Origin of the sequence: Streptomyces pactum (genome assembly GCF_002005225.1) — a bacterium.
In the GTDB taxonomy this organism is placed as follows: domain Bacteria; phylum Actinomycetota; class Actinomycetes; order Streptomycetales; family Streptomycetaceae; genus Streptomyces; species Streptomyces pactum_A.
The window spans coordinates 2,585,215-2,611,606 of the sequence record NZ_CP019724.1 but is presented as its reverse complement, the minus strand read 5'-3'; the positions used below and the strand labels follow the sequence as shown (position 1 = coordinate 2,611,606).

The 26,392-nt window shown below is 71.1% G+C and carries 27 protein-coding genes, 1 pseudogene and 1 riboswitch; of the genes and pseudogenes, 25 read left to right on the top strand and 3 right to left on the bottom strand.

Annotated elements, in window-relative coordinates:
• Positions 1-3 precede the first annotated feature (3 nt).
• Positions 4-606 (bottom strand): hypothetical protein, encoded by a 603-nt coding sequence (locus tag B1H29_RS10600; RefSeq protein ID WP_055421748.1) that lies wholly within the window; start codon positions 604-606, stop codon positions 4-6.
• A 171-nt stretch (positions 607-777) separates the two neighbouring features.
• Positions 778-1,701 carry a class I SAM-dependent methyltransferase gene (locus B1H29_RS10595; RefSeq protein ID WP_055421747.1) on the bottom strand — a complete coding sequence of 308 codons (924 nt, stop codon included), beginning with the start codon at positions 1,699-1,701 and terminating at the stop codon, positions 778-780.
• 693 nt (positions 1,702-2,394) lie between these two features.
• On the opposite strand from B1H29_RS10595, the gene B1H29_RS10590 reads away from it, so the two are divergent.
• The 17 genes and pseudogenes from B1H29_RS10590 (at position 2,395) to B1H29_RS10505 (ending at position 15,982) form a co-directional block, all read left to right on the top strand.
• A complete protein-coding gene (locus B1H29_RS10590; RefSeq protein WP_055421746.1) occupies positions 2,395-2,991 on the top strand; it encodes a hypothetical protein in 597 nt (198 codons plus the stop codon).
• A 231-nt stretch (positions 2,992-3,222) separates the two neighbouring features.
• Positions 3,223-3,642: a 30S ribosomal protein S16 gene (gene rpsP / locus B1H29_RS10585; RefSeq protein ID WP_055421745.1), complete on the top strand. Its 420-nt coding sequence runs from the start codon at positions 3,223-3,225 to the stop codon at positions 3,640-3,642.
• Positions 3,643-3,644: 2 nt separating this feature from the next.
• Positions 3,645-3,884 carry an RNA-binding protein gene (locus tag B1H29_RS10580; protein WP_003973401.1) on the top strand — a complete coding sequence of 80 codons (240 nt, stop codon included), beginning with the start codon at positions 3,645-3,647 and terminating at the stop codon, positions 3,882-3,884.
• A gap of 130 nt (positions 3,885-4,014) precedes the next feature.
• Positions 4,015-4,605: a ribosome maturation factor RimM gene (rimM, locus tag B1H29_RS10575; protein ID WP_055421744.1), complete on the top strand. Its 591-nt coding sequence runs from the start codon at positions 4,015-4,017 to the stop codon at positions 4,603-4,605.
• On the top strand, positions 4,605-5,438 hold the full coding sequence (gene trmD, locus B1H29_RS10570) for a tRNA (guanosine(37)-N1)-methyltransferase TrmD (RefSeq protein ID WP_055421743.1): 834 nt from the start codon (positions 4,605-4,607) through the stop codon (positions 5,436-5,438). The genes rimM and trmD overlap by 1 nt, the downstream gene beginning before the upstream one ends.
• A gap of 136 nt (positions 5,439-5,574) precedes the next feature.
• Complete coding sequence (gene rplS, locus B1H29_RS10565) at positions 5,575-5,925, top strand: 50S ribosomal protein L19 (protein WP_055421742.1); 351 nt, start codon at positions 5,575-5,577, stop codon at positions 5,923-5,925.
• Between the two features lie 45 nt (positions 5,926-5,970).
• The gene (gene lepB, locus B1H29_RS10560) at positions 5,971-6,825 is read left to right on the top strand and encodes a signal peptidase I (RefSeq protein ID WP_079160146.1); all 855 of its coding nucleotides are present in this window, start codon (positions 5,971-5,973) and stop codon (positions 6,823-6,825) included.
• Positions 6,818-7,900: pseudogene (gene lepB, locus B1H29_RS10555) on the top strand (signal peptidase I); the annotation flags it as partial. The gene lepB (B1H29_RS10560) and the pseudogene lepB (B1H29_RS10555), both read left to right, overlap by 8 nt.
• Positions 7,791-8,783, top strand: a complete 993-nt coding sequence (lepB, locus tag B1H29_RS10550) for a signal peptidase I (protein WP_055421740.1) — start codon at positions 7,791-7,793, stop codon at positions 8,781-8,783. The pseudogene lepB (B1H29_RS10555) and the gene lepB (B1H29_RS10550), both read left to right, overlap by 110 nt.
• 112 nt (positions 8,784-8,895) lie before the next feature.
• Positions 8,896-9,672: a signal peptidase I gene (lepB, locus tag B1H29_RS10545; protein ID WP_055421739.1), complete on the top strand. Its 777-nt coding sequence runs from the start codon at positions 8,896-8,898 to the stop codon at positions 9,670-9,672.
• Positions 9,662-10,186: an NUDIX hydrolase gene (locus B1H29_RS10540; protein ID WP_055421738.1), complete on the top strand. Its 525-nt coding sequence runs from the start codon at positions 9,662-9,664 to the stop codon at positions 10,184-10,186. Before lepB (B1H29_RS10545) ends, B1H29_RS10540 begins: the two co-directional genes overlap by 11 nt.
• Positions 10,187-10,242: 56 nt before the next feature.
• The gene (locus B1H29_RS10535) at positions 10,243-10,551 is read left to right on the top strand and encodes a DUF2469 domain-containing protein (protein ID WP_055421737.1); all 309 of its coding nucleotides are present in this window, start codon (positions 10,243-10,245) and stop codon (positions 10,549-10,551) included.
• A 117-nt stretch (positions 10,552-10,668) separates the two neighbouring features.
• Positions 10,669-11,031: a YraN family protein gene (locus B1H29_RS10530; RefSeq protein WP_055421736.1), complete on the top strand. Its 363-nt coding sequence runs from the start codon at positions 10,669-10,671 to the stop codon at positions 11,029-11,031.
• Positions 11,031-12,656, top strand: coding sequence for a YifB family Mg chelatase-like AAA ATPase (locus B1H29_RS10525; protein WP_055421735.1), 1,626 nt, complete (start codon positions 11,031-11,033; stop codon positions 12,654-12,656). Before B1H29_RS10530 ends, B1H29_RS10525 begins: the two co-directional genes overlap by 1 nt.
• A gap of 320 nt (positions 12,657-12,976) precedes the next feature.
• Positions 12,977-14,194, top strand: coding sequence for a DNA-processing protein DprA (dprA, locus tag B1H29_RS10515; RefSeq protein ID WP_079160736.1), 1,218 nt, complete (start codon positions 12,977-12,979; stop codon positions 14,192-14,194).
• A gap of 260 nt (positions 14,195-14,454) precedes the next feature.
• Positions 14,455-15,297 (top strand): RNA polymerase sigma factor WhiG, encoded by an 843-nt coding sequence (gene whiG, locus B1H29_RS10510; RefSeq protein ID WP_055421734.1) that lies wholly within the window; start codon positions 14,455-14,457, stop codon positions 15,295-15,297.
• A 127-nt stretch (positions 15,298-15,424) separates the two neighbouring features.
• On the top strand, positions 15,425-15,982 hold the full coding sequence (locus tag B1H29_RS10505) for a TetR/AcrR family transcriptional regulator (protein ID WP_055421733.1): 558 nt from the start codon (positions 15,425-15,427) through the stop codon (positions 15,980-15,982).
• Between the two features lie 261 nt (positions 15,983-16,243).
• Here the strand turns inward: B1H29_RS10505 and B1H29_RS10500 are convergent, their stop codons facing one another.
• Positions 16,244-16,780, bottom strand: coding sequence for a murein hydrolase activator EnvC family protein (locus B1H29_RS10500; protein WP_055421732.1), 537 nt, complete (start codon positions 16,778-16,780; stop codon positions 16,244-16,246).
• A gap of 515 nt (positions 16,781-17,295) precedes the next feature.
• Here B1H29_RS10500 and rpsB point away from each other — a divergent pair.
• The 8 genes from rpsB (at position 17,296) to B1H29_RS10460 (ending at position 26,382) form a co-directional block, all read left to right on the top strand.
• A complete protein-coding gene (gene rpsB / locus B1H29_RS10495) occupies positions 17,296-18,237 on the top strand; it encodes a 30S ribosomal protein S2 (RefSeq protein ID WP_055421731.1) in 942 nt (313 codons plus the stop codon).
• Between the two features lie 156 nt (positions 18,238-18,393).
• Positions 18,394-19,230, top strand: a complete 837-nt coding sequence (gene tsf / locus B1H29_RS10490; protein ID WP_055421730.1) for a translation elongation factor Ts — start codon at positions 18,394-18,396, stop codon at positions 19,228-19,230.
• A gap of 206 nt (positions 19,231-19,436) precedes the next feature.
• Entirely contained in the window at positions 19,437-20,195 is a 759-nt protein-coding gene (pyrH, locus tag B1H29_RS10485) for a UMP kinase (RefSeq protein WP_007444937.1), read from the top strand.
• 181 nt (positions 20,196-20,376) lie between these two features.
• Positions 20,377-20,934, top strand: coding sequence for a ribosome recycling factor (gene frr, locus B1H29_RS10480; RefSeq protein ID WP_055421729.1), 558 nt, complete (start codon positions 20,377-20,379; stop codon positions 20,932-20,934).
• Positions 20,934-22,106: a phosphatidate cytidylyltransferase gene (locus tag B1H29_RS10475; protein WP_055421728.1), complete on the top strand. Its 1,173-nt coding sequence runs from the start codon at positions 20,934-20,936 to the stop codon at positions 22,104-22,106. The genes frr and B1H29_RS10475 overlap by 1 nt, the downstream gene beginning before the upstream one ends.
• A 174-nt stretch (positions 22,107-22,280) precedes the next feature.
• Positions 22,281-23,393 carry a 23S rRNA (adenine(2503)-C(2))-methyltransferase RlmN gene (gene rlmN / locus B1H29_RS10470; protein WP_234393195.1) on the top strand — a complete coding sequence of 371 codons (1,113 nt, stop codon included), beginning with the start codon at positions 22,281-22,283 and terminating at the stop codon, positions 23,391-23,393.
• 66 nt (positions 23,394-23,459) lie between these two features.
• Positions 23,460-23,565, top strand: a riboswitch (TPP riboswitch).
• A gap of 124 nt (positions 23,566-23,689) precedes the next feature.
• Positions 23,690-24,733, top strand: coding sequence for a thiamine ABC transporter substrate-binding protein (locus tag B1H29_RS10465; protein WP_079160735.1), 1,044 nt, complete (start codon positions 23,690-23,692; stop codon positions 24,731-24,733).
• Positions 24,709-26,382 carry an ABC transporter permease gene (locus B1H29_RS10460; RefSeq protein WP_079160143.1) on the top strand — a complete coding sequence of 558 codons (1,674 nt, stop codon included), beginning with the start codon at positions 24,709-24,711 and terminating at the stop codon, positions 26,380-26,382. The genes B1H29_RS10465 and B1H29_RS10460 overlap by 25 nt, the downstream gene beginning before the upstream one ends.
• Positions 26,383-26,392: the final 10 nt, after the last annotated feature.

Here is a 26,392-nt window from a genome sequence, read left to right as displayed (position 1 = left end):
ACGTCACTTCTGCGGGAACTTCCACACGTAGGGCTCGCCGTCCTCCTCCGACCAGTGCACCTCCACGCTCGTGGCGTTCGCCGGGATCACGTACGTCTCGCAGAAGACGTGGCTCTCGCCCTGCTTCCAGCTCTCGACGTCGTAGGGATCCTCGCAGCCAGGGGCGTCGTCGGAGGCGCCGATGAGGATGCCGCCGCGCTGCCCGTCGGCGAAGATCGTGGTCCCGTCGTGCACGTCGGAGCCCTCGGTGAGGGCCGGCCCGCTCCTGTGCGTGTACTTGACGTGCGCGACGGCCAGTACCTTGCCCTTGGCGTCCGCCGCGTCCGCCACCGCCTTGGCGGCCTCCGCCTCCGTGCCGACGTCGACCTTCTGCGCCACGACCTCGTAGGTGACCTCGCCGGGGTCCTCCGCGACCTTCCCCGTCGCGCTCTCGCCCGTCGCCAGGTCGCCGCCCGAGGCCGGCTCGGAGGGCGAGGCGGACGCCGCGGGGCTCGCCGGGCTCTTCGCGTCGGCGTCGGTGTCGTCTCCGCCCCCGCACGCGGTGAGGGCCAGGGCGAGAACGGCGACGGGCGCGGTGAGGCGCAGCGCGGTCTTGTGGTGCGGCACTACAGGCTCCTGTATGCAGATGTGTCTGTTCCCCCGAACGGTGGATCAGATTAGAGGGCCATGATCCACCAGGAGAAACCGCAGAAGTGCCGATCCGGCTTCTTCACAGCATTCACACCTGCACCGGAGGAAGTCGCTCAGGCTCCATACACATCCGATCGGAACCGGCCGTCAGGGAATCCGGGCGATCAGATACCGGAACACGTTCGGCATCCACACGGTCCCGTCCGGACGCTGATGCGGGTGCAGGGCCTCGGACAGCTCCTTGTCGACCTGTTCCTGGTCGGTCGCGGCGATCGCCGCGTCGAACAGCCCGGTCGACAACAGCCCGCGCATCGCGCTGTCCGCGTCGGCGTATCCGAAGGGGCACGCCACCCGTCCCGAGCCGTCCGGCCGGAGCCCGGCGCGCTGGGCGACCTCCTCCAGGTCGTCGCGCAGGGCGGGGCGCCAGCTACCCGTGCCGCGCAGCGGGTCCGCGAGTTTGGTGGCCACCCGGAGCACCGACGTCGTCGCGCACCGCTCCGGCGGGCCCCACCCGGCCAGCACCACGGCCGCCCCGTGCCCGGCGAGCGGCGTCGCCTCGGCGAGCAGCTCACCCAGCTTCTGCGAGTCGCCCGCGAGACAGCCGACGGGCTCGAAGGCGGTCACCAGGGTGAACGCCGGGGCGGACGGTTCCGCCGCGTCACGGGGCGTGCCCTCGACCACCCGCGCCGCGTGCGCACGTACCGCGTCCGTCCGTGCCTGGGCCGCCCTCGCCGCGTCCGCACGCGCGCGCGTGCCCGGCGCCCCGGGGGCGTCGAGTGTCCCGGGAAGCAGGCGCTGCCGCGCCAGAGCCAGACGTTCCGGGGAGCGGGAGTCCACCCCGGTCACCGCGGCACCGCGCGAGGCGGCCATCAGCAGGGCCAGCCCGGAACCGCAGCCCAGCCCCAGCATTCTTGTGCCGCCGCCCACGTCCAGCCGCTCGAAGACCGCCTCGTAGAGCGGTACGAGCATCCGCTCCTGTATCTCGGACCAGTCACGCGCGCGTGCACGCAGGTCCACACGAGGCGTCGCCCCCGCGTGAGATGAGTGCTGCCGCACGAGCGTAGGTGTCATAGGAAAGCGCCCCAATCGACGAGTGTTGCCGCTGTGCCCGGTTCCTTGGCCCCCGTGCAGTGCGCTCGCACTTCCCCCGTATGCCAGATAACTCCGGGCTCGCCGTAACGTCCAGTGGTAGCGGCGGCCGGCTTGCCCGATGCCCGCCCCGGTGGCGAGATTTCACTTCCCGGCAACGTGGGCCTGGCCGCGTGGTACCCCGGGTAGCCCCTTCCCGTCCCCATCGGTGGATGGCCTGATAGTGACGCTCGGCGATGACAGCGGGTGGCGGCGGTGCCGACGAGGCGGTTCCGGCCAAGGTCGGCGGGCCCGGCGACCGCCCCGCGGGGACGGGAGGCGGCAGGGGCGGGGCGGTGCCGCACGCCGGCGGCACACCAGGTAACGTCGCGCCCATCGATGAGTGCGTCGACGCGCCCGCCGATGGGCCAACCGGGTGGCGCCCTTCCGGCGAGACAGCGACCGAAACACCCCTTGCGCACCCGCGAGCCCGACGCGCCCCGGCGCGTGGACAGGGCCTACGCGCCGGGGCGTACGTTGAACTACGCACCAGCTTGGTACGAGGTGCGAGGCTTCTCCGCAGATCAGCGCACCCGCCCTCGTCGGGAGGCATCAGCGGCAACTGACGGGTACGTGCAAATTATTTGGGATGCCCCGGAATAGGAACACAGCGGCACCCCGGCTCGTTGTCATTACGTGAGCACGACACCACCTGTTCTCGCCGCAGAGCTGGCGCAGGCGTGGGCCGACATTCAGCGGCACCACACCGAGCTGCCCGATCTTGCCGCGCCCGAGTCCCTGATCGGAGAGTCGTCGTCCGCCTGCGGGCACGAGCTCTCCTTCGAACGACTGCTCCATGAGGCAGTCCACGGCATCGCCGCCGCGCGAGGAGTACGCGACACCTCCCGCGCGGGGCGCTACCACAACCGTCGATTCCTCGCGATCGCAGAGGAGTTGGGCCTCGACCACCCCGAGGAGCCGCATCCCAGCAGCGGCTTCTCGCTGGTCACGCTCACCCCCGAGGCGAAGCGCCGCTACCGCCCGACGATGGAACGCCTCCAGCGCGCGCTGAAGGCGCACACCGCCGCGACCGCGACCGACACGGCCCGCAGCTTCCGCGGTCCGGCCGCCCGCCACGGCTCCTCCGGGGGAGGGGTGCGCGTGAAGGCCGTCTGCGACTGCGGGCGCAACGTGCGGGTCGTACCGTCCGTCCTCGCCCAGGCCCCGATCATGTGCGGTGGCTGCGGCAAGCCGTTCCGGATCCCGGAGGTGGTCGGCGCGGCGGCGGGCTGACGGTCCGGCTGCTCGTGGCAGCCGGACCGGCGCGGTGCCTCCGGTCCGCGTTCGACCCGCCCCCGGTCCGAAGGGTCCGTCCGCGTGTGGCACAATGGCTAGCTGTACTCGACAGTCGCATAGGACCCCTCTCTCCTCCGGCTGACGCGTCCATCGGGCACTCGGGTACCGCAACCCCACGCGGCTCTCTCGCCGTGCCCAATCACGTCAAAACCAGGAGAACCCACTCCCGTGGCAGTCAAGATCAAGCTGAAGCGTCTGGGCAAGATCCGTTCGCCTCACTACCGCATCGTCGTCGCCGACTCCCGTACCCGCCGTGACGGCCGGGCCATCGAGGAGATCGGCAAGTACCACCCGACGTACAACCCGTCGGTGATGGAGGTCGACGCCGAGCGTGTCGCGTACTGGCTGCGTGTCGGCGCCCAGCCGACCGAGCCCGTGCTCGCCATCCTGAAGAAGACCGGCGACTGGCAGAAGTTCAAGGGCGAGCCCGCCCCGGCGCCGCTGCTGCAGCCGGCCGAGAAGTCGGCCCGTCCGTCCTTCGAGGCGATCGGTGGCGACGACGAGGGCAAGGGTGAGGCGATCACCCAGAAGAAGAAGGCCGACAAGAAGGACGAGGCTGCCGCTGCGTCCGAGTCGACCGAGGCCTGAGCATGCTCGAGGAGGCTCTCGAGCACCTCGTGAAGGGCATCGTCGACAATCCTGACGATGTGCAGGTCGCCTCGCGCAACCTGCGCCGTGGGCGCGTGCTCGAGGTCCGGGTCCACCCCGACGACCTCGGCAAGGTGATCGGTCGTAACGGCCGCACCGCACGCGCTCTGCGCACCGTCGTGGGCGCCATCGGCGGCCGCGGGGTCCGCGTCGACCTCGTCGACGTGGACCACGTCCGCTGACGCCAAACGCAGCACCGGCTCGGGCCGGGGAGGGCCTCTGGGCCGTCCCCGGCCCGCAGTCGTATGCGCCGTGACCGGCGTGGTATGAGCCGTGACGGCTCGTCGCAGTTCCGACAGGAGATCAAGCACAGTGCAGCTGGTAGTCGCGCGTATCGGCCGAGCCCACGGAATCAAGGGCGAGGTCACCGTCGAGGTCCGCACCGACGAGCCGGAGCTGCGGCTCGGCCCCGGTGCCGTACTGGCCACCGACCCCGCCTCCACCGGACCGCTCACCATCGAGACCGGCCGGGTCCACAGCGGCCGCCTCCTGCTGCGCTTCGCGGGGGTCCACGACCGCACCGGCGCCGAGGCGCTGCGCAACACCCTCCTGATCGCCGACGTGGATCCGGACGAGCGTCCCGAGGACGAGGACGAGTACTACGACCACCAGCTCATCGACCTCGACGTGGTGACCGCGGACGGCGAGGAGGTCGGCCGGATCACCGAGATCTCCCACCTGCCCACACAGGACCTCTTCGTGGTGGAGCGCCCCGACGGCAGCGAGGTCTACGTGCCGTTCGTCTCCGAGATCGTCACCGAGATCGACCTGGACGAGCAGCGCGCGGTCATCGACCCGCCGCCCGGCCTGATCGACGACCGAGCCGAGATCGCCTCCGCGCGGGACGCCTCGTCGGACTCGTCGACGGACGCTCCCGCGGGCGCTCCGGAGGAAGAGGCGTGATGCGGCTCGACGTCGTCACGATCTTCCCCGAGTACCTGGAACCGCTGAACGTCTCCCTGGTCGGCAAGGCACGCGCGCGCGGACAGTTGAACGTCCACGTGCACGACCTGCGCTCCTGGACCTACGACCGGCACAACACCGTCGACGACACCCCGTACGGCGGCGGCCCCGGCATGGTGATGAAGACCGAGCCGTGGGGCGACGCCCTGGACTCCGTCCTGGCCGACGGCTACGAGACGGGCTCGGGCGAGCCCGCCCTGATCGTGCCCACGCCCAGCGGCCGGCCCTTCACCCAGGAACTCGCCGTCCACCTCTCCGAGCGGCCCTGGCTGATCTTCACGCCCGCCCGCTACGAGGGCATCGACCGTCGCGTCATCGACGAGTACGCGACCCGGATGCCCGTGTACGAGGTGTCCATCGGCGACTACGTCCTCGCCGGCGGCGAGGCGGCCGTACTCGTCGTCACCGAGGCCGTGGCGCGGCTGCTGCCCGGCGTCCTCGGCAACGCCGAGTCCCACCGGGACGACTCCTTCGCCCCCGGCGCCATGGCCAACCTGCTGGAGGGCCCGGTCCACACCAAGCCCCCGCGGTGGCGTGGGCGCGGCATCCCGGACGTGCTGCTCAGCGGCCACCACGGGAAGATCGCCCGCTGGCGCCGCGACGAGGCCCTGCGGCGCACCACGGCCAACCGGCCAGACCTGATCGAGCGGTGCGACCCCAAGGCCTTCGACAAGAAGGACCGCGAGATGCTCTCCATCCTGGGCTGGGAACCCGACCCGGGCGGGGAGCCGTACGGCCGATTTTGGCGCAGGACGCCAGGCGTGGAACAATAGGGCGCTGTTGTGCGTCCGTCCGGAGCGCGCCCCTGCCACAGGGGGACACGACGCCCGTCCCGACCCGCACGGCCCTGAATCCGAAACACCTAGTTTCCGTTGATGACCTGTGGCATCAGCGAAGAAAGCAGACGAAATGTCTCACCTGCTCGACTCCGTCGACGGCGCGTCGCTGCGCAGCGACGTCCCGGCCTTCCGCCCCGGCGACACCGTCAACGTCCACGTCCGCGTCATCGAGGGCAACCGCTCCCGTGTGCAGCAGTTCAAGGGCGTAGTCATCCGTCGCCAGGGTGCCGGCGTGCGCGAGACCTTCACGGTCCGCAAGGTCTCCTTCTCCGTCGGCGTCGAGCGCACCTTCCCGGTGCACACCCCGATCGTGGAGAAGATCGAGCTCGTCACCCGCGGTGACGTCCGCCGCGCCAAGCTGTACTACCTGCGCGAGCTGCGCGGCAAGGCGGCGAAGATCAAGGAGAAGCGCGACAACTGAGCGCCCTCCGAGGTCCACACCGGAGCCGGATAGCATCTGGCCCCGATGGACACCGAAGCACAGCCCACGGAGCGCGACCGCTCCTCCCGCCCTTCCGACTCCGAGCACCCCTCGGATCCGCAGGGCCCGGAGGAACGGTCGCGTTCCGCGTTCGCGGGGCGGATCACCGACTGGGTGCCGGGCGGCCGGATCACCGTGACCCTCCTGAGCCTGCTGCTGTTCCTGCTGCTCCTCACCACGTTCGTGCTGCAGCCGTTCCAGATTCCCAGCGGATCCATGGAGCGCGGATTGAGGATCGGTGACCGGGTTCTCGTAAACAAGTTGGCGTACCGTTTCGATGACCGGCCGCAGCGGGGCGACATCGTCGTCTTCGACGGCACCGGGCTCTTCGGGGACGGCGACTACATCAAACGCGTTGTCGGTGTGGGCGGGGACCACGTCGTGTGCTGTGACGAGGAGGGGAGGGTCCGGGTGAACGGCCAGTCGGTCGACGAGTCGGCGTTCCTGTACCCCGGCGACCGCCCGTCCACGGTGCGCTTCGACGTCGTCGTGCCCGACGGCACCCTGTTCGTCCTCGGCGACCACCGTGCCGACTCCAGCGACTCCCGCGACCACCTCGGCTCGCCCGGCGGCGGCATGATCCCGGTGGACGAGGTGATCGGGCGCGCCGACTGGATCGTCTGGCCCTTCGGCCACGCCACCCACCTCGGCCGTCCGGACGCCTACGCGCGCGTGCCGGACCCGGAAGCGGACGCGCCGGACCCGGAAGCGGGCGCGCCGGCCACGACGGACGCGCCGGCCACGACGGACGAGTCCCATACGACGGACGCGCCGGCTTCGACGGGCGAACCGGTCGCCGGCGCGGGTCGGTCCGAGCACGTCAAGGGTGCCGATGGGTAGCCGGGGCAAACCGCGCGGGGCGCCCAGCAGCCCCACGGAGAATCTGCTGCCCACCGGCTCGCGGCGCACCTCCGCGCCGGCCGGCGGCCGGTCCCGCGCCGAGCGGCGCAAGCTGCAGCGCAAGGTCAAGCGCCGTCGCAGGCGCGGCGCGGTCAAGGAGATACCTCTCCTCGTCGGCGTCGCCGTCCTCATAGCGCTCGTGCTGAAGACCTTCCTCGTCCAGGCGTTCGTGATCCCGTCGGGCTCCATGGAGCAGACGATCCAGATCGGTGACCGGGTCCTGGTGGACAAGCTCACCCCCTGGTTCGGCTCGAAGCCGCAGCGCGGGGACGTCGTCGTCTTCCGTGATCCCGGCGGCTGGCTCCAGGGCGAGCAGACCACCAAGAAGGACGACCCCGTCGTCATCAAACAGGTCAAGGAAGGCCTCGCCTTCATCGGCCTGCTGCCCTCCGACGACGAGAAGGACCTCATCAAGAGGGTCGTCGGTGTCGGCGGGGACCGGGTCAAGTGCTGCGACACTCAAGGACGGGTCACCGTCAACGGCGTCCCCCTGACCGAGGACTACCTGTATCCCGGTGACAGGCCCTCCAAGACGCCGTTCGACGTCACGGTCCCCGAGGGACGGCTGTGGGTGATGGGCGACCACCGGTCCAATTCCGCCGACTCCCGCGCCCATCAGGAGACCGACTTCGGCACCGTCTCCGAGGACGAGGTGGTGGGGCGGGCCGTGGTGATCGCCTGGCCGTTCGGCCACTGGACCACCCTGGACGAGCCGAAAACGTATGCGTCCGTGTCCGACTCGGGCTCCGGTTCGACCGCCGCTCCCCGCCTGTCGCATAGGGTTGCCCCCTACGATCCAGACACGATGATTCAACTCCCGACCCCTGCGGAACTCCCGCTCGTTATGGGAGTGGTGGGCCTGCACCGTGTACGGCGCAGGCGGCGGCAGAGAGTAAGGAGTTGGCGTGGGGGATGTGGCGGTTGGCGCACGGTCCGGACACGACGGCGAGGAGAACCGCGGACGCCCCGTGGAGACAGCCGGCTCGGCCACGGACGGCGCCCCGGCCTCCGGGCACGACTCCGGGACCGAGGACGGCAGGGTGACGGACGAACAGAGCGGTACCCAGGACGAGGGAGTGGGCGGTACGCCCCCGGCGACACCTCCCGCGGCCAAGAAGCAGCGCTCCTTCTGGAAGGAGCTGCCGATTCTGATCGGCATCGCGCTGGTGCTCGCGTTGCTGATCAAGACGTTCCTGGTGCAGGCGTTCTCGATCCCGTCGGCCTCGATGCAGAACACCCTCACGATCAATGACCGGGTCCTGGTCGACAAGCTCACCCCCTGGTTCGGCTCCGAGCCCGAGCGCGGCGAGATCGTCGTCTTCCACGACCCGGACGACTGGCTGGCGGGCGAGCCGACGCCCGACCCGAACGCGCTTCAGACGGTCCTGAGCTGGATCGGCCTGATGCCCTCCGCGGACGAGAAGGACCTGATCAAACGCGTCATCGGGGTTGGTGGCGACACCGTCGAGTGCAAGGGCACCGGCCCGGTCAAGGTCAACGGCAAGGCGCTGAACGAGCAGGAGTACATCTACCCCGGCAACACGCCGTGCAGCGTCGACGACCAGGGCGGCCAGTTCAAGGTCAAGGTCCCCGAGGGATCCATCTGGGTGATGGGTGACCACCGGCAGAACTCCCGGGACTCCCGTTACAACCAGTCGGACAGGCACGGCGGCATGGTTCCGGTCAAGGAGGTCGTCGGCCGCGCCATCGTGATCGCCTGGCCGATGAACCGCTGGGACACCCTGCCGGTCCCGGCCACCTTCGACCAGGACGGTCTGCAGGCCCAGTCGTCGGCCGCCGCCGCGCTGTCGGTCGCGCCCCAGGGCCTGGCCCTCGCGGGAGTCGTCCCGGTCGTCTGGTGGCGCCGCAGGCGCGTCGCCCCCGCCGAGACCCGCTGAGCCGCGCGGCTCCCGCGCGCCGTATGCCCGTCGCCGGGCGTCCCCGTCCAGCCCCTCCCGCGCTCCGGGAGGGGCTGCCCCGTTCGGGTACCGCCGGGTAAGGTGCGGATCCATGGGTGGCGAGAGCACGACACGTACGGCCCCGCGTGGCGGCGGCGCGAACAAGGGCCCGGTGGGCAGCCGGACCGGGCAGCGGCTGTCCGGCCTCGCCGTGGCGCTCGGTCTGGCGCTGTTCCTCGGCGGCTTCGCCTGGGGTGCGGTGGTCTACCGGCCCTACACCGTGCCGACCAGTTCGATGACGCCGACCATCGACGCCGGTGACCGGGTGCTGGCGCAGCGCGTCGACGGCAGCGACGTCCGCCGCGGCGACGTCGTCGTCTTCGCGGACACGACCTGGGCCGACGCCCCGATGGTCAAGCGTGTGGTCGCGGTCGGCGGGGACACCGTCTCCTGCTGCCAGGAGGGCAAGCTCAAGGTCAACGGCAAGGTCGTCGACGAGCCCTACCTGCCCGACGGCACGCCGGCCGAGATCAGCAACTTCCCGACCGTGACCGTTCCCGAGGGCCGCCTGTTCCTGCTCGGTGACGAGCGCGACAACTCGGTGGACTCCACCGCCCACCTCACCGACGCCGCCGGCGGCACCGTGTCGCGCGGTGCCGTGGACGCCCGCGTCGACGCCGTGGTCTGGCCCATGAACGGCATGCTGGAGCGGCCGACCGGCTTCGAGGCGCTGGGCGGCCTCTCGTCGCCCGGCCCGCTGCGAACGGTCGTCGCGCTGGTGATCGCCGGGGCCGTGCTGATCCTCGGTGGCGCCGCCTACGGCCCTTTCGCCAAGCGGGCCGCCGCCTCCCGCACCCGGAGCGGAACGGGGCCCACCGGTGTCCGCTGAGGCGGCCCGGGCCGGGCAGGACTCCTACGAGGGCGGGCTGCGCAGGGTCGCCCGGGTGGTGCTGCTCGACCCCGACGACCGCATTCTGCTGCTGCACGGTCACGAACCGGACGATCCGGCCGACGACTGGTGGTTCACCCCGGGCGGCGGTGTGGAGGGCGACGAGACCCGTGAGGAGGCCGCCCGGCGGGAACTCGTCGAGGAGACCGGCATCACCGACATCGAGCTCGGCCCGGTGCTGTGGCGGCGCAGGTGCTCCTTCCCCTTCGCGGGCCGACGCTGGGACCAGGACGAGTGGTACTACCTGGCCCGCACGACCCAGACCGCGATCGAGGCCGTGGGGCTGACCGAGCTGGAGCGGCGCAGTGTCGCCGGAGCGCGCTGGTGGACGTGTCGGGAACTGACCCGGGCACATGAGACGGTGTATCCGACCAGACTCGCCGAGCTGCTGCGCAGGCTGCTCGACGAAGGTCCCCCGGCCGGGCCGGTGACTCTGGACACCGAAATCGTCTAGGGGCGCACGGGACTGGCGCACAATGGTGGGACCGCACGGCTGAAGGGGAACATGCCATGAGCGCCGAGGACCTCGAGAAGTACGAGACCGAGATGGAGCTCAAGCTCTACCGGGAGTACCGCGATGTCGTCGGTCTGTTCAAATACGTGATCGAGACCGAGCGGCGCTTCTACCTCACCAATGACTACGAGATGCAGGTGCACTCGGTCCAGGGCGAGGTGTTCTTCGAGGTCTTCATGGCCGATGCCTGGGTGTGGGACATGTACCGGCCGGCTCGGTTCGTGAAGCAGGTGCGGGTGTTGACGTTCAAGGACGTGAACATCGAGGAGTTGAACAAGAGCGATCTGGAGCTTCCCAGCGGCTGACGAGCCGAGGGTCTCACTCGTGTGGGTGACAAGGTTGTCCACAGCCGTCCGACCGTCCACCAAGATCCAATAGCTCGCTGAGCTGCCCTCATCGTTGGCGCCGGAGGTGGTGCCGACATGAACGCACGAGGTGCGATGGGCAAGTACGGCGAGACACTCGCCGCCCGGCGACTGTCCGGGGCCGGCATGACGGTGCTCGAGCGCAACTGGCGCTGCGGCAGGACCGGCGAGATCGACATCGTGGCCCGGGACGGGGACGTCCTGGTCGTCTGCGAGGTCAAGACGCGCAGGGGCGGTGCCTTCGAGCACCCGATGGCCGCGGTGACCCCCGAGAAGGCGGAGCGACTGCGGCGGCTCGCCGAGCGCTGGATCCAGACCCACGGAGGCGCTCCGCCCGGCGGGGTCCGCATCGACCTGGTCGGTGTCCTCCTCCCGCGGCGCGGCGGCCCCGTGGTCGAGCACGCGCGGGGGGTGGCGTGATGGGGTTCGCGCGTACGTGCTCCGTGGCGCTCGTCGGCGTCGAGGGCGTGGTCGTCGAGGTCCAGGCCGACCTCGAACCGGGCGTGGCGGCGTTCACGCTGGTGGGGCTGCCGGACAAGAGCCTGACCGAGAGCCGGGACCGGGTACGGGCCGCTGTGGTCAACTCGGGTGCCGAGTGGCCGCAGAAGAAGCTGACGGTGGGACTCAGCCCGGCGTCGGTGCCGAAGAGCGGCAGCGGTTTCGATCTCGCCGTCGCAGCCGCGGTCCTCGGCGCCGCCGAGCGCATCGATCCCCGCGTGCTCGCCGACATCGTGATGATCGGGGAGCTGGGCCTGGACGGACGGGTGCGGCCCGTGCGGGGCATCCTGCCGGCGGTGCTGGCCGCGGCGGAGGCAGGCTACGAACAGGTGGTCGTCCCGGAGTGCGCCGCTGCCGAGGCGTCCCTGGTGCCCGGAGTGTCGGTACTGGGCGTACGCAGCCTGCGTCAGTTGATCGCCGTCCTCGCCGACGAGCCTGTGCCGGAGGAGGAAACGGACGAGCGGGGCCGGCCGGACCCGCTCCTCGCCGGCCTGCGCATGCCCGGTACGGGCGCCGCTACCGGGATGCACAGCATGGGGGCGGCGCAGCACGAACAGGACATCGACCTCGCCGACGTCGTGGGCCAGACCTCGGCGCGCACGGCGGTCGAGGTCGCCGCGGCGGGCGGCCACCACCTGTTCCTCGAGGGGCCGCCCGGCGCCGGGAAGACCATGCTCGCCGAGCGCCTGCCGGCCATCCTGCCCCGGCTCTGCCGGGCGGAGTCGCTGGAGGTCACCGCGGTGCACTCGGTGGCGGGCCTGCTGCCGCCGGGCAAGCCCCTGATCGACGTGGCCCCCTACTGCGCACCGCACCACTCCGCCACGATGCAGGCCCTCGTCGGGGGCGGCCCCGGCATCGGGCGGCCGGGAGCCGTCTCGCTGGCACACCGAGGCGTCCTGTTCTTGGACGAGACCCCGGAGTTCAGCAGCCATGCCCTGGACGCCCTGCGCCAGCCGCTGGAAGCCGGGTACGTCGTCATCGCGCGCAGTGCGGGGGTGGTGCGGTTCCCGGCCCGGTTCCTGATGGTGCTCGCGGCCAATCCGTGCCCGTGCGGCCGGTACTCGCAGAAGGAGGAGCTGTGCGAATGCCCGCCCTCGGCGATCCGCCGCTACCAGGCCAGACTGTCCGGCCCACTGCTCGACCGCGTCGACCTCAGAGTCGAGGTGGACCGCGTCACACGCGGCCAGCTAGCCGGGGACGGCACCCGGGGCGACACCACCGCGACGGTCGCCGACCGAGTTCGGGCGGCCCGGGACCGGGCGACCGCGCGCCTCGCGGGCACCCCGTGGCGGTCCAACAGCGAGGTGCCCGGACGTGAGCTCCGCAGCCGCTGGTACCCGGTGCCCGGCGCGCTGGAGGACGCGGAACGCAGCCTGGAACGGGGCGTCCTCACCGCCCGGGGCCTCGACCGTGTCCTGCGTGTCGCCTGGACCGTCGCTGATCTCGTCGGCCACGACCGGCCCGACGCGAGCGACGTCGCCCTGGCGCTGCAACTGCGCACGGGGGTGCCGAGGGGCGTCCCCATGGCTCTGGGAGCGCTGACGTGACCGGGGACCACGCCATGACCGGAGACGGCGCCGTCGCCAGGGGCGACGAACCAGTCGCGGACGACCTCGTGAGGGACGACACCGTTTCCCGGGAGGCTGTGACGGCCGGGGACGTCAGTGGCTTCTCGGAGGCTGTCGCGGGCGAGCGTGATGTCGGTGCCCAGGACGATCGCGCTGGGCGGGAGGATGCTGGGCCCAGGGGCGGCGCCACCGATTCCCGGGGAGCTGCCGTGGCCGGGGGCGACGTCGTGGCCGGGGGCGGAGCGGCTGCGGGAGAAGACGTCGTGCCGCCGGGCGGCATCGCAGCCCTGGGCGACGCCGTGAGCCGGTGGGGAGACCCGGCCGCTGGTGACGACCCGGTCGGCGGCAACGGCGAGGCGTCGGGCGGACAGGCGGACGACGGCGAACTGCTCGGCCGGGTCTTCCTCACCCGGGTCATCGAGCCCGGTGACGAGACCGGTGGACGCTGGGTGCGGGAGCGCGGCGTCGCGGACGTGGTGCGGCGGCTGCGTGCCGGCGGACGTGCCCTGCCGGGGGTGGGTGACAAACGGTGGGCCGGGCTCTGTGCCCGGGCGGGGCGGGCGGACCCGCTTCGGGATCTCGCCTCCGCTCGTGCGGCCGGGGTGCGGTTCGTGGTCCCCGGGGCGGCCGAGTGGCCGCGGCAGCTCGACGACCTCGGGGACGCCAGGCCACTGGGGCTGTGGGTGCGCGGCAGGCCCAGCCTGCGCGTGTGGGCGTTGAGGTCGGTGGCCGTCGTCGGCGCCCGAGCCTGCACCGAGTACGGCGCCCACATGGCGGCCACCCTCGCCGCCGGGCTCGCCGAACGCGGCTGGGTCGTGGTGTCCGGCGGCGCCTACGGGGTCGACGGCGCGGCTCACCGGGGCGCCCTGGGCGCGGGCGGCGCCACCGCCGCCGTCCTCGCCTGCGGCGTCGACCGGCCCTACCCGCCCGGGCACACCGGGCTGATCACCAGGATCGCGGAACAGGGACTGGTCGTCGGAGAGCTGCCACCGGGTGATCACCCGACGCCGAGCAGGTTCATCCTGCGCAACCGCGTGATCGCCGCGCTCACCCGGGGCACGGTGGTCGTCGAGGCCGCCTACCGCAGCGGCTCACTGGTCACGGCCCGGGCGGCCCAGCGCCTGGGCCGGCACACGATGGGCGTGCCCGGGCCGGCCACCAGCGCCCTGTCCGCGGGAGTGCACGAGTTGCTGCGCGGCGACGCGGTGCTCGTCGGCGACGCGGCCGAGGTCGTCGAACTGGTCGGCGACATGGGCGAGCTGCCCCCGGACCGGCGTGGGCCGGTGCTCCCCACCGACCTGCTGGAACCCCGCACCCGCCAGGTGCTGGCGGGGCTCCCCGCGCGTGGAGCGGTGGCGCCGGCCGAGGTGGCGCGCCGCGCGCAGACCACGGAGGACGACGCGATCGCGAGGCTGTACGAGCTTCGAGCGCTTGGTTACGTCGAACGACACGGCGACGGCTGGAAGTTGACACGCCAGGCGATGATCTCGGTCCGCGGCCGCCGGAGCCCGTGCTGACCCAGCGTGTTCGGCCGTCCGGGGGAACCCCGACGCCCTTGGGATTTCTGGCAGTTGAGGTGTTCGAGTGATCACCTAGAGCGATCATCGTCTCCCCTGTAGAGCGTTCAGCGGAACGTATCTGCGTACGGGCCCGGCCCGCTCTTCGCACACCGCGACAGTCCAGTCACGCTACGCTCACGAGGACCCTCACTCAGACAGCAGACCGGCGGCCTCACCCAGGCACACCAACATCACGGCAGAACGGCACAAGGCGACGAATGCCCCAGCACACCTCCGGGTCCGACCGGGCGGCGATCCCCCCAGCCGCCCGCGACGGTGGCAGCGTGCGACCGCCCGCCCCCTCGACGCTCGACGAGCTGTGGCGGTCGTACAAGGCGACGGGGGACGAGCGGCTGCGGGAACAACTGATCCTGCACTACTCGCCCCTCGTGAAATACGTGGCGGGCCGGGTGAGTGTGGGACTGCCGCCCAACGTCGAGCAGGCCGACTTCGTCTCCTCGGGAGTGTTCGGACTGATCGACGCGATCGAGAAGTTCGACGTCGACCGGGAGATCAAGTTCGAGACGTACGCGATCACCCGGATCCGGGGCGCGATGATCGACGAGCTGCGGGCACTGGACTGGATCCCGCGGTCGGTCCGGCAGAAGGCGCGCAACGTGGAGCGCGCGTACGCGACGCTGGAGGCGCGGCTGCGCCGCACCCCGTCGGAGAGCGAGGTGGCCGTCGAGATGGGGATCGCGGTGGAGGACCTCCACGCCGTCTTCAGCCAGTTGTCGCTGGCCAACGTGGTGGCGCTGGAGGAACTGCTGCACGCCGGGGGCGAGGGCGGGGACCGGCTGAGCCTCATGGACACGCTGGAGGACACCGCCGCCGACAACCCCGTGGAGGTCGCCGAGGACCGGGAACTGCGGCGGTTCCTGGCGCGGGCGATCAACACGCTGCCGGAGCGGGAGAAGACCGTCGTCACCCTCTACTACTACGAGGGCCTCACGCTCGCCGAGATCGGGAACGTGCTGGGTGTGACGGAGAGCCGGGTCAGCCAGATTCACACCAAGTCGGTGTTGCAACTGCGCGCCAAGCTGGCAGGATTCGGCCGCTGACCTGGTTATATGACTCGCTGACGAGCCGTCGGTGACCCTGTCGGCGGTCGTGCGGTCGGGTGAGTGACTCCCGTACGGGGCGGAGCGTCCGTAAAGTGGTGACGTGCCAAGGATTCGAGCGGCCTCCGTGGCCGAGCACCGGTCGATGCAGCGTGCCGCCCTGCTGGACGCGGCACGCTCCCTGCTGTCCGACGGCGGAACGGAGGCGCTGACCTTCCCCGCCCTCGCCGAACGGACGGGCCTGGCCCGGTCGTCCGTCTACGAGTACTTCCGGTCACGGGCGGCTGTCGTCGAGGAGCTGTGCGCCGTCGACTTCCCGGTCTGGGCCGCGGAGGTCGAGGCGGCGATGGAACGCGAGGCGACGCCCGAGGCCAAGGTCGAGGCCTATGTGCGAAAGCAGCTCGACCTCGTCGGGGACCGGCGCCACCGGGCCGTCGTGGCGATCTCCGCGAGCGAGCTGGACGCCGGCGCGCGGGAGAAGATCCGGGCAGCGCACGGCGGGCTGATCGCGATGATCGTCGAGGCGCTCGGGGAGACGGGCCACGGGCAGCCGCGGTTGGCGGCGATGCTGCTCCAAGGGGTCGTGGACGCGGCCGTGCGGCGCATCGAGCTGGGGGCGGCGGAGGAGCCGGCGGCGATCACGGAGGCGGCGGTCTCCATGGTGCTGCGGGGCGTGCGGGGCTGACCAAGGGCTGACCACTGGGGCGGCCGGGCCCCTCCACGCCCATGCGCGTCCCTCGGTCCCGGGCCGGGTACGCCGTCCCTCGCTCCCGGGTGGCGACTCCCACCGCGGCGACGGCCCGCACGCCGGTGCGCGGCCGACGACGGCAGGGAAGTACGCGGTCCTTCAGTCCCGGGCCGGGCACGCGTCCCGGCGTGGCGGGGTGCGTGCCCCGGAGGGGAGAGTCGCCCGTCCCCGCGCCCATGGGGGGTGCCTCCCGGGCGGTCAGGTCACCGGGGGAGGCGCGGCCCCGTCCGCGGCCTGGGGAAGCGGGACTCCGAGGACCGGCAGCAGCCTCGACGGGCCCCCGTCGAGCAGCCACGCCGGGAGCACCGACAGCGGGTTCAGATAGACGTCGCCCCGCAGCAGGCCCCAGTGCAGGCAGCCCGTGCAGTGGGAGCCCGTCGGTTCCACCGTGCCGAGTACCTCGCCCGCCGCGACCTCGGCGCCCTTCTTCACCGACACCGCCACGGGTTCGTACGTCGTTCGCAGGGGCGGGTCACCCGTTCCCGCCAGTTCCAGCGAGACGACGCCCCTCCCCGCCACCTGCCCCGCGAACGAAACCCTCCCCGGCGCGACCGCCCGAACCGGGGCCCCGCCCACCGCGGCGAGGTCCACCCCGCGATGACCCGGGCCGTACGGGGTCGCCGGGGGTCCCCAGCCGCGCAGGACCGCGGGCCGGGTACCGACCGGCCAGTGGCGGGCCACCGCCGGCACCGTCGGGTCCGGGCCCCGCCCGACGTCCGTGCCCGCCCCCGCCATCACCCACGCCCACGTTGACGCCGCAGACGCTGACGCAGACGCAGACGCAGACGCAGACGCAGACGCCGCTGACGCAGACGCCGCTGACGCAGACGCCGCTGACGCCGCTGACGCAGACGCCGCCAGCGATGCCGCCGGCGACACCGGCGGCGTCGGTCGCGTCGGTCGCGTCGGTCCCGGGGTCAGGACGGTCAGCAGCAGCACCACCCACGTACACGCACTCGCACATCGCCTCGCTCGCATGCGAGAACCGTCCCGCACCAGGGCCGATCGCCGTCCGGTCCTGTGGACCGCTCGCGGCTTGTGGACAGCCGCGTCACCCGGTACCCCGCGGGTCCCGTACACTTCTGATGGCGATCCGGGTCACCGGGTCGACTTCGCACGCCCCGGCACGAGGCCCGTCAAGGCTCGTGTCAGCGCCCCTCGGTCCTTTTGCGGCAGGCGCATCGCGGGCGTCAGGCGCGGGAGCCGTCCGGCTTCCGCGGCACAACCGAGAAACTCGAGGAGATACGGCCATGGCCGTCGTCACGATGCGGGAGCTGCTGGAAAGCGGCGTCCACTTCGGTCACCAGACCCGTCGTTGGAACCCGAAGATGAAGCGCTTCATCTTCACGGAGCGCAACGGCATCTACATCATCGACCTGCTCCAGTCGCTGTCGTACATCGACCGCGCCTACGAGTTCGTCAAGGAGACCGTCGCCCACGGCGGCACGGTCATGTTCGTCGGCACGAAGAAGCAGGCGCAGGAGGCCATCGCCGAGCAGGCCACCCGCGTCGGCATGCCCTACGTCAACCAGCGCTGGCTGGGCGGCATGCTCACCAACTTCTCGACCGTCTACAAGCGCCTGCAGCGCCTGAAGGAGCTCGAGCAGATCGACTTCGAGGACGTGGCCGCCTCCGGCCTCACCAAGAAGGAGCTGCTGGTCCTCTCCCGCGAGAAGGCCAAGCTGGAGAAGACCCTCGGCGGTATCCGCGAGATGTCCAAGGTGCCCAGCGCCGTCTGGATCGTGGACACCAAGAAGGAGCACATCGCGGTCGGCGAGGCCCGGAAGCTCAACATCCCGGTCGTCGCCATCCTCGACACCAACTGCGACCCCGACGAGGTCGACTACAAGATCCCGGGCAACGACGACGCGATCCGCTCCGTCACCCTGCTCACCCGCGTGATCGCCGACGCCGTCGCCGAGGGCCTCATCGCCCGCTCCGGCGCCGCTGCCGGTGACAAGGGTGACAAGGCCGCCGGTGAGCCGCTCGCCGCGTGGGAGCGCGACCTGCTCGAGGGCGAGAAGGCCGAGAAGAAGGCCGACGCCGAGACCGCCGAGAAGCCCGCCGAGGCTCCGGCTGCCGAGGCCCCTGCCGCTGACGCCCCCGCCGCCGAGGCCCCGGCTGCCGAGGCTCCGGCTGCCGAGGCGCCCGCCGCCGAGGCCGCTCCGGCCGCCGAGGGCGAGCAGGCCTGACCGTCCCGTCGGCGTCGACGGCGGGAGCGGTGACATGAAAACCGCTCCCGCCGTTCACCCGTAGGTAGGTGGAGGGTCACGGACCTGCAGCTCCATGCAGGTCCGTGACCCCGCAGATCTTCGATCTTCCAGACTTCCAGAAAGATTCACAGACTCATGGCGAACTACACCGCCGCCGACGTCAAGAAGCTTCGTGAGCTCACCGGCGCCGGCATGATGGACTGCAAGAAGGCGCTGGACGAGGCCGAGGGCAGCGTCGAGAAGGCCGTCGAGGCGCTCCGGATCAAGGGTCAGAAGGGCGTCGCCAAGCGCGAGGGCCGCTCTGCCGAGAACGGCGCCGTCGTCTCGATCATCGCCGACGACAACACCTCGGGTGTCCTCGTCGAGCTGAAGTGCGAGACGGACTTCGTCGCCAAGGGTGACAAGTTCCAGAACGTCGCCAAGGCCATCGCCGAGCACGTCGCCAAGGCCGCCCCGGCCGACCTCGAGGCGCTGCTCGCCTCCGAGATCGAGGCCGGCAAGACCGTCCAGGCGTTCGTGGACGAGGCCAACGCCAACCTCGGCGAGAAGATCGTCCTGGACCGCTTCGCGCAGTTCTCCGGCGGCTTCGTGACCGCGTACATGCACCGCACGATGCCCGACCTGCCCCCGCAGATCGGTGTCCTCGTCGAGCTGGACAAGCCGAACGCCGAGATCGCCAAGGGCGTCGCCCAGCACATCGCCGCCTTCGCGCCGAAGTACCTCTCCAAGGAGGACGTCCCGGCCGAGGTCGTCGAGTCCGAGCGCCGCGTCGCCGAGGAGACCACCCGTGCCGAGGGCAAGCCCGAGGCCGCCCTGCCGAAGATCGTCGAGGGTCGCCTCAACGGCTTCTTCAAGGACGCCACGCTGCTGGGCCAGCCCTACGCGCTCGACAACAAGAAGTCCGTCCAGAAGGTGCTGGACGAGGCCGGTGTCACCCTGAAGCGCTTCTCGCGCATCAAGGTCGGCATCTGAGTCCGTACCGCGACGGACGCGCGACCCCGGTAGGGTCGACAGCAGTCGTCGGCGCCGTTCGCGTACGCCGTTGCGTACGCGCGCGTGGCGGCGGGCGACAGCAGATCTGACGAGGAGGCCATTGCCGCGTATGGGATGCGAAACACGCCCCCACCGGCAGTGGCCTTCTTCGTGTGTGTGACCCACGTAAAAGAGGCGAGATCTCCATGACCACCAAGGCCGAGAAGAGCGACGACGGCAAAGTACGCGGCCGCTTCATGCTGAAGCTGTCCGGAGAGGCCTTCTCCGGCGGTGGGGGCCTGGGCGTCGACCCCGACGTGGTGCACGCCATCGCCCGTGAGATCGCGGCCGTCGTCCGGGACGGCGCGCAGATCGCGATCGTCATCGGCGGCGGCAACTTCTTCCGCGGCGCCGAGCTGCAGGTGCGCGGCATGGACCGTGCCCGCTCCGACTACATGGGCATGCTCGGCACCGTGATGAACTGCCTGGCCCTCCAGGACTTCCTGGAGAAGGAGGGCGTCGACTGCCGCGTGCAGACCGCCATCACCATGGGCCAGGTCGCCGAGCCGTACATCCCGCTGCGCGCCGTGCGCCACCTGGAGAAGGGCCGCGTGGTCATCTTCGGCGCCGGTATGGGCATGCCCTACTTCTCCACCGACACCACCGCCGCCCAGCGTGCCCTCGAGATCGACGCCGAGGCACTGCTCATGGGCAAGAACGGCGTGGACGGGGTCTACGACTCCGACCCGAAGACCAACCCGGACGCCGTGAAGTTCGACGCGCTCGGGTACGGCGAGGTCATCACCCGTGACCTGAAGGTCGCCGACGCCACGGCCGTCACGCTCTGCCGCGACAACAGCCTCCCGATCGTGGTCTTCGAGCTGCTGAAGGAGGGCAATATCGCCCGCGCCGTCAAGGGTGAGAAGATCGGCACGCTTGTGGGTGACCAAGGCAGCCGGGACTGACCGGAGAACCACCCCCTGTCCGCGGACGCCACCTGTCCGGGGGACGGACGGGACGGGGCCGGGCCGGGGGATGGACAATGTCCCGCCGGTCGGGAACCGTGCAGGAAGAACGCGACGCAGCCGGCCGCCGCCCCGACAGGGAACCGCAGCCGGGCCTACTCAAGACACGCAGGAGCAAGTGGTGATCGAAGAGACCCTCCTCGAGGCCGAGGAGAAGATGGAGAAGGCCGTCGTGGTCGCCAAGGAGGACTTCGCCGCGATCCGCACCGGCCGTGCGCACCCGGCGATGTTCAACAAGATCGTGGCCGACTACTACGGCGCGCTGACGCCGATCAACCAGCTCGCCTCGTTCTCCGTGCCCGAGCCGCGCATGGCCGTGGTGACCCCCTTCGACAAGAGCGCCCTGCGCAACATCGAACAGGCGATCCGCGACTCGGACCTGGGCGTCAACCCCAGCAACGACGGCAACATCATCCGGGTGGTGTTCCCCGAACTCACCGAGGAGCGCCGCCGCGACTACATCAAGGTCGCCAAGAGCAAGGGCGAGGACGCCAAGGTCTCGATCCGTTCCGTGCGCCGCAAGGCCAAGGACGCCATCGACAAGATGGTCAAGGACGGCGAGGTCGGCGAGGACGAGGGCCGCCGGGCGGAGAAGGAGCTCGACGACACCACCGCCAAGTACGTCGCCCAGGTGGACGAGCTCCTGAAGCACAAGGAAGCGGAGCTGCTCGAGGTCTGATGAACGACTCTTCCTGGGGAGCGCCGCCACAAGCCGGGTACTGGGGGCCGTCCGACCGGGGACCTGTCCAGGGGGCTGCCCCGGCGGGTCCGGCGTACGATGCGCAGTACGCGCAGCAGACTCGCCCCATGCCCATCGTGCCCGACGTACCCGAACACGGCGGAGACCAGGATGACGGCCAGGGGGCCGCTCGGCTGAGCAGCCCCCTGTTCCGGGACGAGCCGTTCCGCGACCAGTCGTATCGCGACGAGCCGTACCGCGACGAGAGCACGTCGGCGCAGCCGTATGCGGCGGTGCCGCAGAATCCGGAGCCCATGCCCGACGTCCCCCACCCGGCGCAGCCGCAGCCGCAGAAGAAGACCGCGGGGCGTGACCTGGGTGCCGCGATAGGGGTCGGCGTCGGCCTCGGCGCGGTGATCGTCGCGTCGCTGTTCGTCGTCAAGGCCGTCTTCGTCGGCGTGGTCGCGGTCGCCGTCGTGGTGGGCCTGTGGGAGCTGACCAAGCGGCTGGAGGAGCGCAAGGGCGTCAAGGCCCCCCTCGTGCCGCTCGCGCTCGGCGGTGCGGCGATGGTCGTCGCCGGGTACGTACGGGGCGCCGAGGGGGCGTGGGTCGCCATGGCGCTCACGGCGCTGGCGGTCCTCGTATGGCGGATGACCGAGCCGCCCGAGGGCTACCTCAAGGACGTCACGGCTGGCCTGTTCGCGGCGTTCTACGTGCCGTTCCTGGCCACGTTCGTCGCGATGATGCTCATGGCGGACGACGGCTCGCGGCGTGTCCTGACCTTCCTGGTGCTGACGGTCGTCAGCGACACCGGTGCCTACGCCGTCGGCTGGCGCTTCGGCAAGACCAAACTCGCCCCGCGCATCAGCCCCGGCAAGACGCGCGAGGGTCTGCTCGGAGCGGTGGCGTTCGCGATGGTCGCGGGCGCGCTGTGCATGCAGTTCATGATCGACGACGGCACCTGGTGGCAGGGCCTGCTGCTCGGCCTCGCGGTCGCCGTCAGCGCCACGCTGGGCGACCTCGGCGAGTCCATGATCAAGCGGGACCTCGGCATCAAGGACATGGGCACGCTGCTGCCCGGCCACGGCGGCATCATGGACCGCCTGGACTCGCTGCTGCCGACGGCTCCGGTGGTGTGGCTGCTGTTGGTGATCTTCGTCGGATCGGGTTGACGGCGATCAGGTAGCCTGGAAGGGCCCGCGGCGTCTGGCCGCGGGCCCTTCCGTGTATCCCCGCCGACGCGGGGGTGATCCAGTGAGGTCTCCTGGCTTCGGCATGGCTCTGCCGTTCTCCCCGCCGACGCGGGGGTATGCCACAGGCCCGCCGTCATGAGGAGTTGTCCGACCGTGGCCCGTCCAGCCCCCGGTGAGCTCACCTTCGCCGCACCCCGCGGAGCGAAGCGGCCGCCGCGGCACCTCGCCGACCTCACGCCCGCCGAGCGCAAGGAGGCCGTCGCCGCCATCGGCGAGAAGCCGTTCCGTGCGAAGCAGCTCTCGCAGCACTACTTCGCGCGGTACGCGCACGACCCCGAGCAGTGGACCGACATCCCGGCCGGCTCGCGCCAGGGCCTCCGGGAGGCGCTGCTGCCCGAGCTGATGTCGGTCGTGCGGCATCTGTCGACCGACCAGGGCACCACCCGCAAGACGCTGTGGAAGCTGTTCGACGGGACGCTCGTCGAGTCCGTCCTCATGCGCTACCCGGACCGGGTGACCATGTGCATCAGCTCCCAGGCGGGCTGCGGCATGAACTGCCCGTTCTGCGCCACGGGACAGGCCGGCCTCGACCGGAACCTGTCGACGGCCGAGATCGTGCACCAGATCGTCGACGGGATGCGGGCGCTCAGGGACGGTGAGGTCCCCGGAGGGCCGGCCCGGCTGAGCAACATCGTGTTCATGGGCATGGGCGAGCCCCTCGCCAACTACAACCGCGTCGTCGGTTCCATCCGCCGCCTCACCGACCCCGAGCCGGACGGGCTGGGGCTCTCCCAGCGCGGCATCACCGTCTCCACGGTCGGTCTCGTCCCGGCCATCCACCGCTTCACCGGCGAGGGATTCAAGTGCCGCCTCGCCATTTCGCTGCACGCGCCCGACGACGAGCTGCGCGACACCCTCGTCCCGGTCAACACGCGCTGGAAGGTGCGTGAGGTGCTGGACGCCGGGTTCGAGTACGCGGCCACGTCCGGCCGGCGGCTGTCCATCGAGTACGCGCTGATCCGGGACATCAACGACCAGGCGTGGCGCGGCGACCGGCTCGGGCGGCTGCTCAAGGGCAGGCCCGTGCACGTCAACCTCATCCCGCTCAACCCCACGCCCGGTTCGAAGTGGACCGCGTCGCGGCCCGAGGACGAGAAGGCGTTCGTCGAGGCGATCGCGGCGCATGGTGTGCCCGTGACGGTTCGGGACACCCGTGGGCAGGAGATCGACGGGGCGTGTGGTCAGCTCGCCGCGAGCGAGCGGTAACCTGACCGACGTCGTACAACGGCGTGCGGCGGACTTCACACGAAGTACGTACAGAAGTACATCTTCATATTCCGACAGGGGAGCGCCACAGCGCTGAGAGTGCGGCACCGGCCGCAGACCCTCCGAACCTGGCCCAGGTCATTCTGGGTAGGGAGATCGGTCACCACTCGAGCTGTTGCGCCCTGCCCGGGGCCCTTCCAGGGGCTCCCGGGCGGGGCCGCGTCTTCTCCTGGTCACCCAGGAGGAATTCAGTGAGCATCATCAGGAAGGCCACCGCCCTGGCCCTCGGGCTCGGCATGGCCGGCGGCCTGGCCGCCTGCGGATCGTCGTCCGGCGGCGACGGCGAGGAGTCCGGCGACTCCAGGACCGTGACACTGGTCAGCCACGACTCGTGGGCCGCGTCCGAGGACGTCATCGCCGCCTTCGAGAAGAGCTCCGGCTACCAGGTCGAGGTGCTGGAGGACGGCGACGCCGGGCAGGCCGTCAACAAGGCCGTCCTCACGAAGGACAACCCGCAGGGCGACGTCTTCTTCGGCGTCGACAACACCCTGCTGTCCCGCGCGCTCGACAACGGGCTGTTCCAGCCGTACGAGGCGAAGGGCTCCGACCTGGTCCTGCCCGAGTACCGGGCAGACCGGGACGAGCACCGGGTCACGCCCGTCGACACCGGCGACGTCTGCGTCAACTACGACAAGGCCTACTTCAGCGAGCACGGGCTGACCCCGCCGGACTCCTTCGACGACCTGGTCAAGCCCGAGTACGAGGACCTGCTCGTCACCGAGAACGCGGCCAGCTCCTCGCCCGGCCTCGGCTTCCTGCTCGGCACCGTCGCCGAGTACGGCGACGACGGCTGGCAGGCCTACTGGAAGAAGCTCGAGGCGAACGGCGTCAAGGTCGTCGATAGCTGGGAGCAGGCGTACAACGAGGAGTTCTCCGGTTCGTCCGGCGGCAAGAAGGCCAAGGGCGACCGCCCGCTCGTCGTCTCCTACGCCTCGTCCCCGCCCGCCGAGGTCATCTACGCCGACCCGCAGCCGGCCACCGCGCCGACGGGCGTCGCCACCGGCACCTGTTTCCGTCAGGTGGAGTACGCGGGTCTGCTGAGCAACGCCGAGAACCCCGAAGGCGGCAAGGCACTCCTCGACTTCCTGATCGGCGAGGAGTTCCAGGAGGACCTGCCACTGAACATGTTCGTCTACCCGGTGCGGGAGGGCGCACGGATTCCCGAGGCGTTCCGGAAGTTCGGGCCGCCGGCCGAGAACCCGGAGACCATGGACCCGGCGAAGATCGCCGACAACCGCGACCAGTGGGTCAAGTCGTGGACCTCACTCGTACTGAAGTAGCCAAGGCCGGGACTTCGCGCGGGAGCGCGACGGCGCGGCTCGCCCTGATGGCCGTGCCCGTCGCGTTCTTCGCGGTGTTCTTCGCCTACCCCGTCGCCGCGATCGTCGCGCGCGGACTGAAGATCGACGGCTCCTGGCAACTCGGCCGGATCGTGGACGTACTCGCCCAGCCCGACGTCCGGCACGTGCTGTGGTTCACCACCTGGCAGGCACTGGCCTCCACCGCGCTCACCCTCCTGATCGCACTGCCCGGCGCCTACGTCTTCGCCCGGTTCGACTTCCCCGGCAAGCAGGTCCTGCGGGCCGTGGTGACCGTGCCGTTCGTGCTGCCGACGGTCGTCGTCGGTACGGCGTTCCTGGCGCTGGTCGGGCGCGGCGGGCTGCTCGACGAGCTGTGGGGCGTACGGCTGGACACCACCGTGTGGGCGATCCTGCTCGCGCACGTCTTCTTCAACTACGCCGTCGTCGTCCGCACCGTCGGCGGCCTCTGGTCGCAGCTCGACCCGGGGCAGGAGGAGGCCGCGCGGGTGCTCGGTGCCTCGCGGCCGCAGGCCTGGCGGCGGGTCACCCTGCCCGCGCTCGCGCCCGCCGTGGCCGCCGCCGCGCTGATGGTGTTCCTGTTCACCTTCACCTCCTTCGGCGTGGTCCAGATCCTCGGCGGGCCCGCCTTCTCCACCCTGGAAGTGGAGATCTACCGGCAGACCTCACAGATCTTCGACCTGTCCACGGCCGCCGTCCTGACGCTCATCCAGTTCGCGGCGGTGGCCGCCATCCTCGCCGTGCACGCCTGGACCGTACGGCGGCGGGAGACGGCCCTGCGACTGGTGGACGCGGCCACGACCGCGCGCCGGCCGCGCGGGACCGGGCAGTGGGCGCTGCTGGCCGGGGTCCTGGTCACCGTCGCCGGGCTGCTGGTGCTGCCGCTCGCCGTGCTGGTCGAGAGGTCGCTGGGCGCGCCGGGCTTCGGCTACTACCGGGCGCTGACCCGCGAGGACGGCGGCGCCTTCCTCGTCCCGCCGATCGAGGCGATCGGCAACTCCCTCCAGTACGCCGTCGCCGCCACGGTCATCGCCGTGGTGATCGGCGCGCTGGCCGCCACCGCGCTCACCCGCCGCGACGCGGGTCGCTTCGTACGCGGCTTCGACGCGCTGCTGATGCTGCCGCTCGGGGTGTCCGCGGTGACGGTCGGCTTCGGGTTCCTGATCGCACTGGACGAGCCCCCGCTGGACCTCCGGTCGTCCTGGATCCTCGTGCCGCTCGCGCAGGCGCTGGTCGGCGTCCCCTTCGTCGTGCGGACCATGCTGCCGGTGCTGCGGGCGGTGGACGTACGGCTGCGGGAGGCGGCGTCCGTGCTCGGGGCGTCGCCCTGGCGGGTGTGGCGGGAGGTCGACCTGCCGATGGTGCGGCGGGCGCTGCTGGTCGCGGCCGGGTTCGCCTTCGCGGTCTCGCTCGGGGAGTTCGGCGCGACCGTGTTCATCGCGCGGCCTGACAACCCGACGCTGCCGGTCGCCGTGGCCCGGCTGCTGGGCCGGCCCGGGGACCTGAACTACGGCCAGGCGATGGCCCTTTCGACGATTCTGATGCTGGTGTGCGCCGTGGCTCTGGTGGTGCTGGAGCGGCTGCGGCCCGACCGGAGCGGGGAGTTCTAGGGATGCGGGA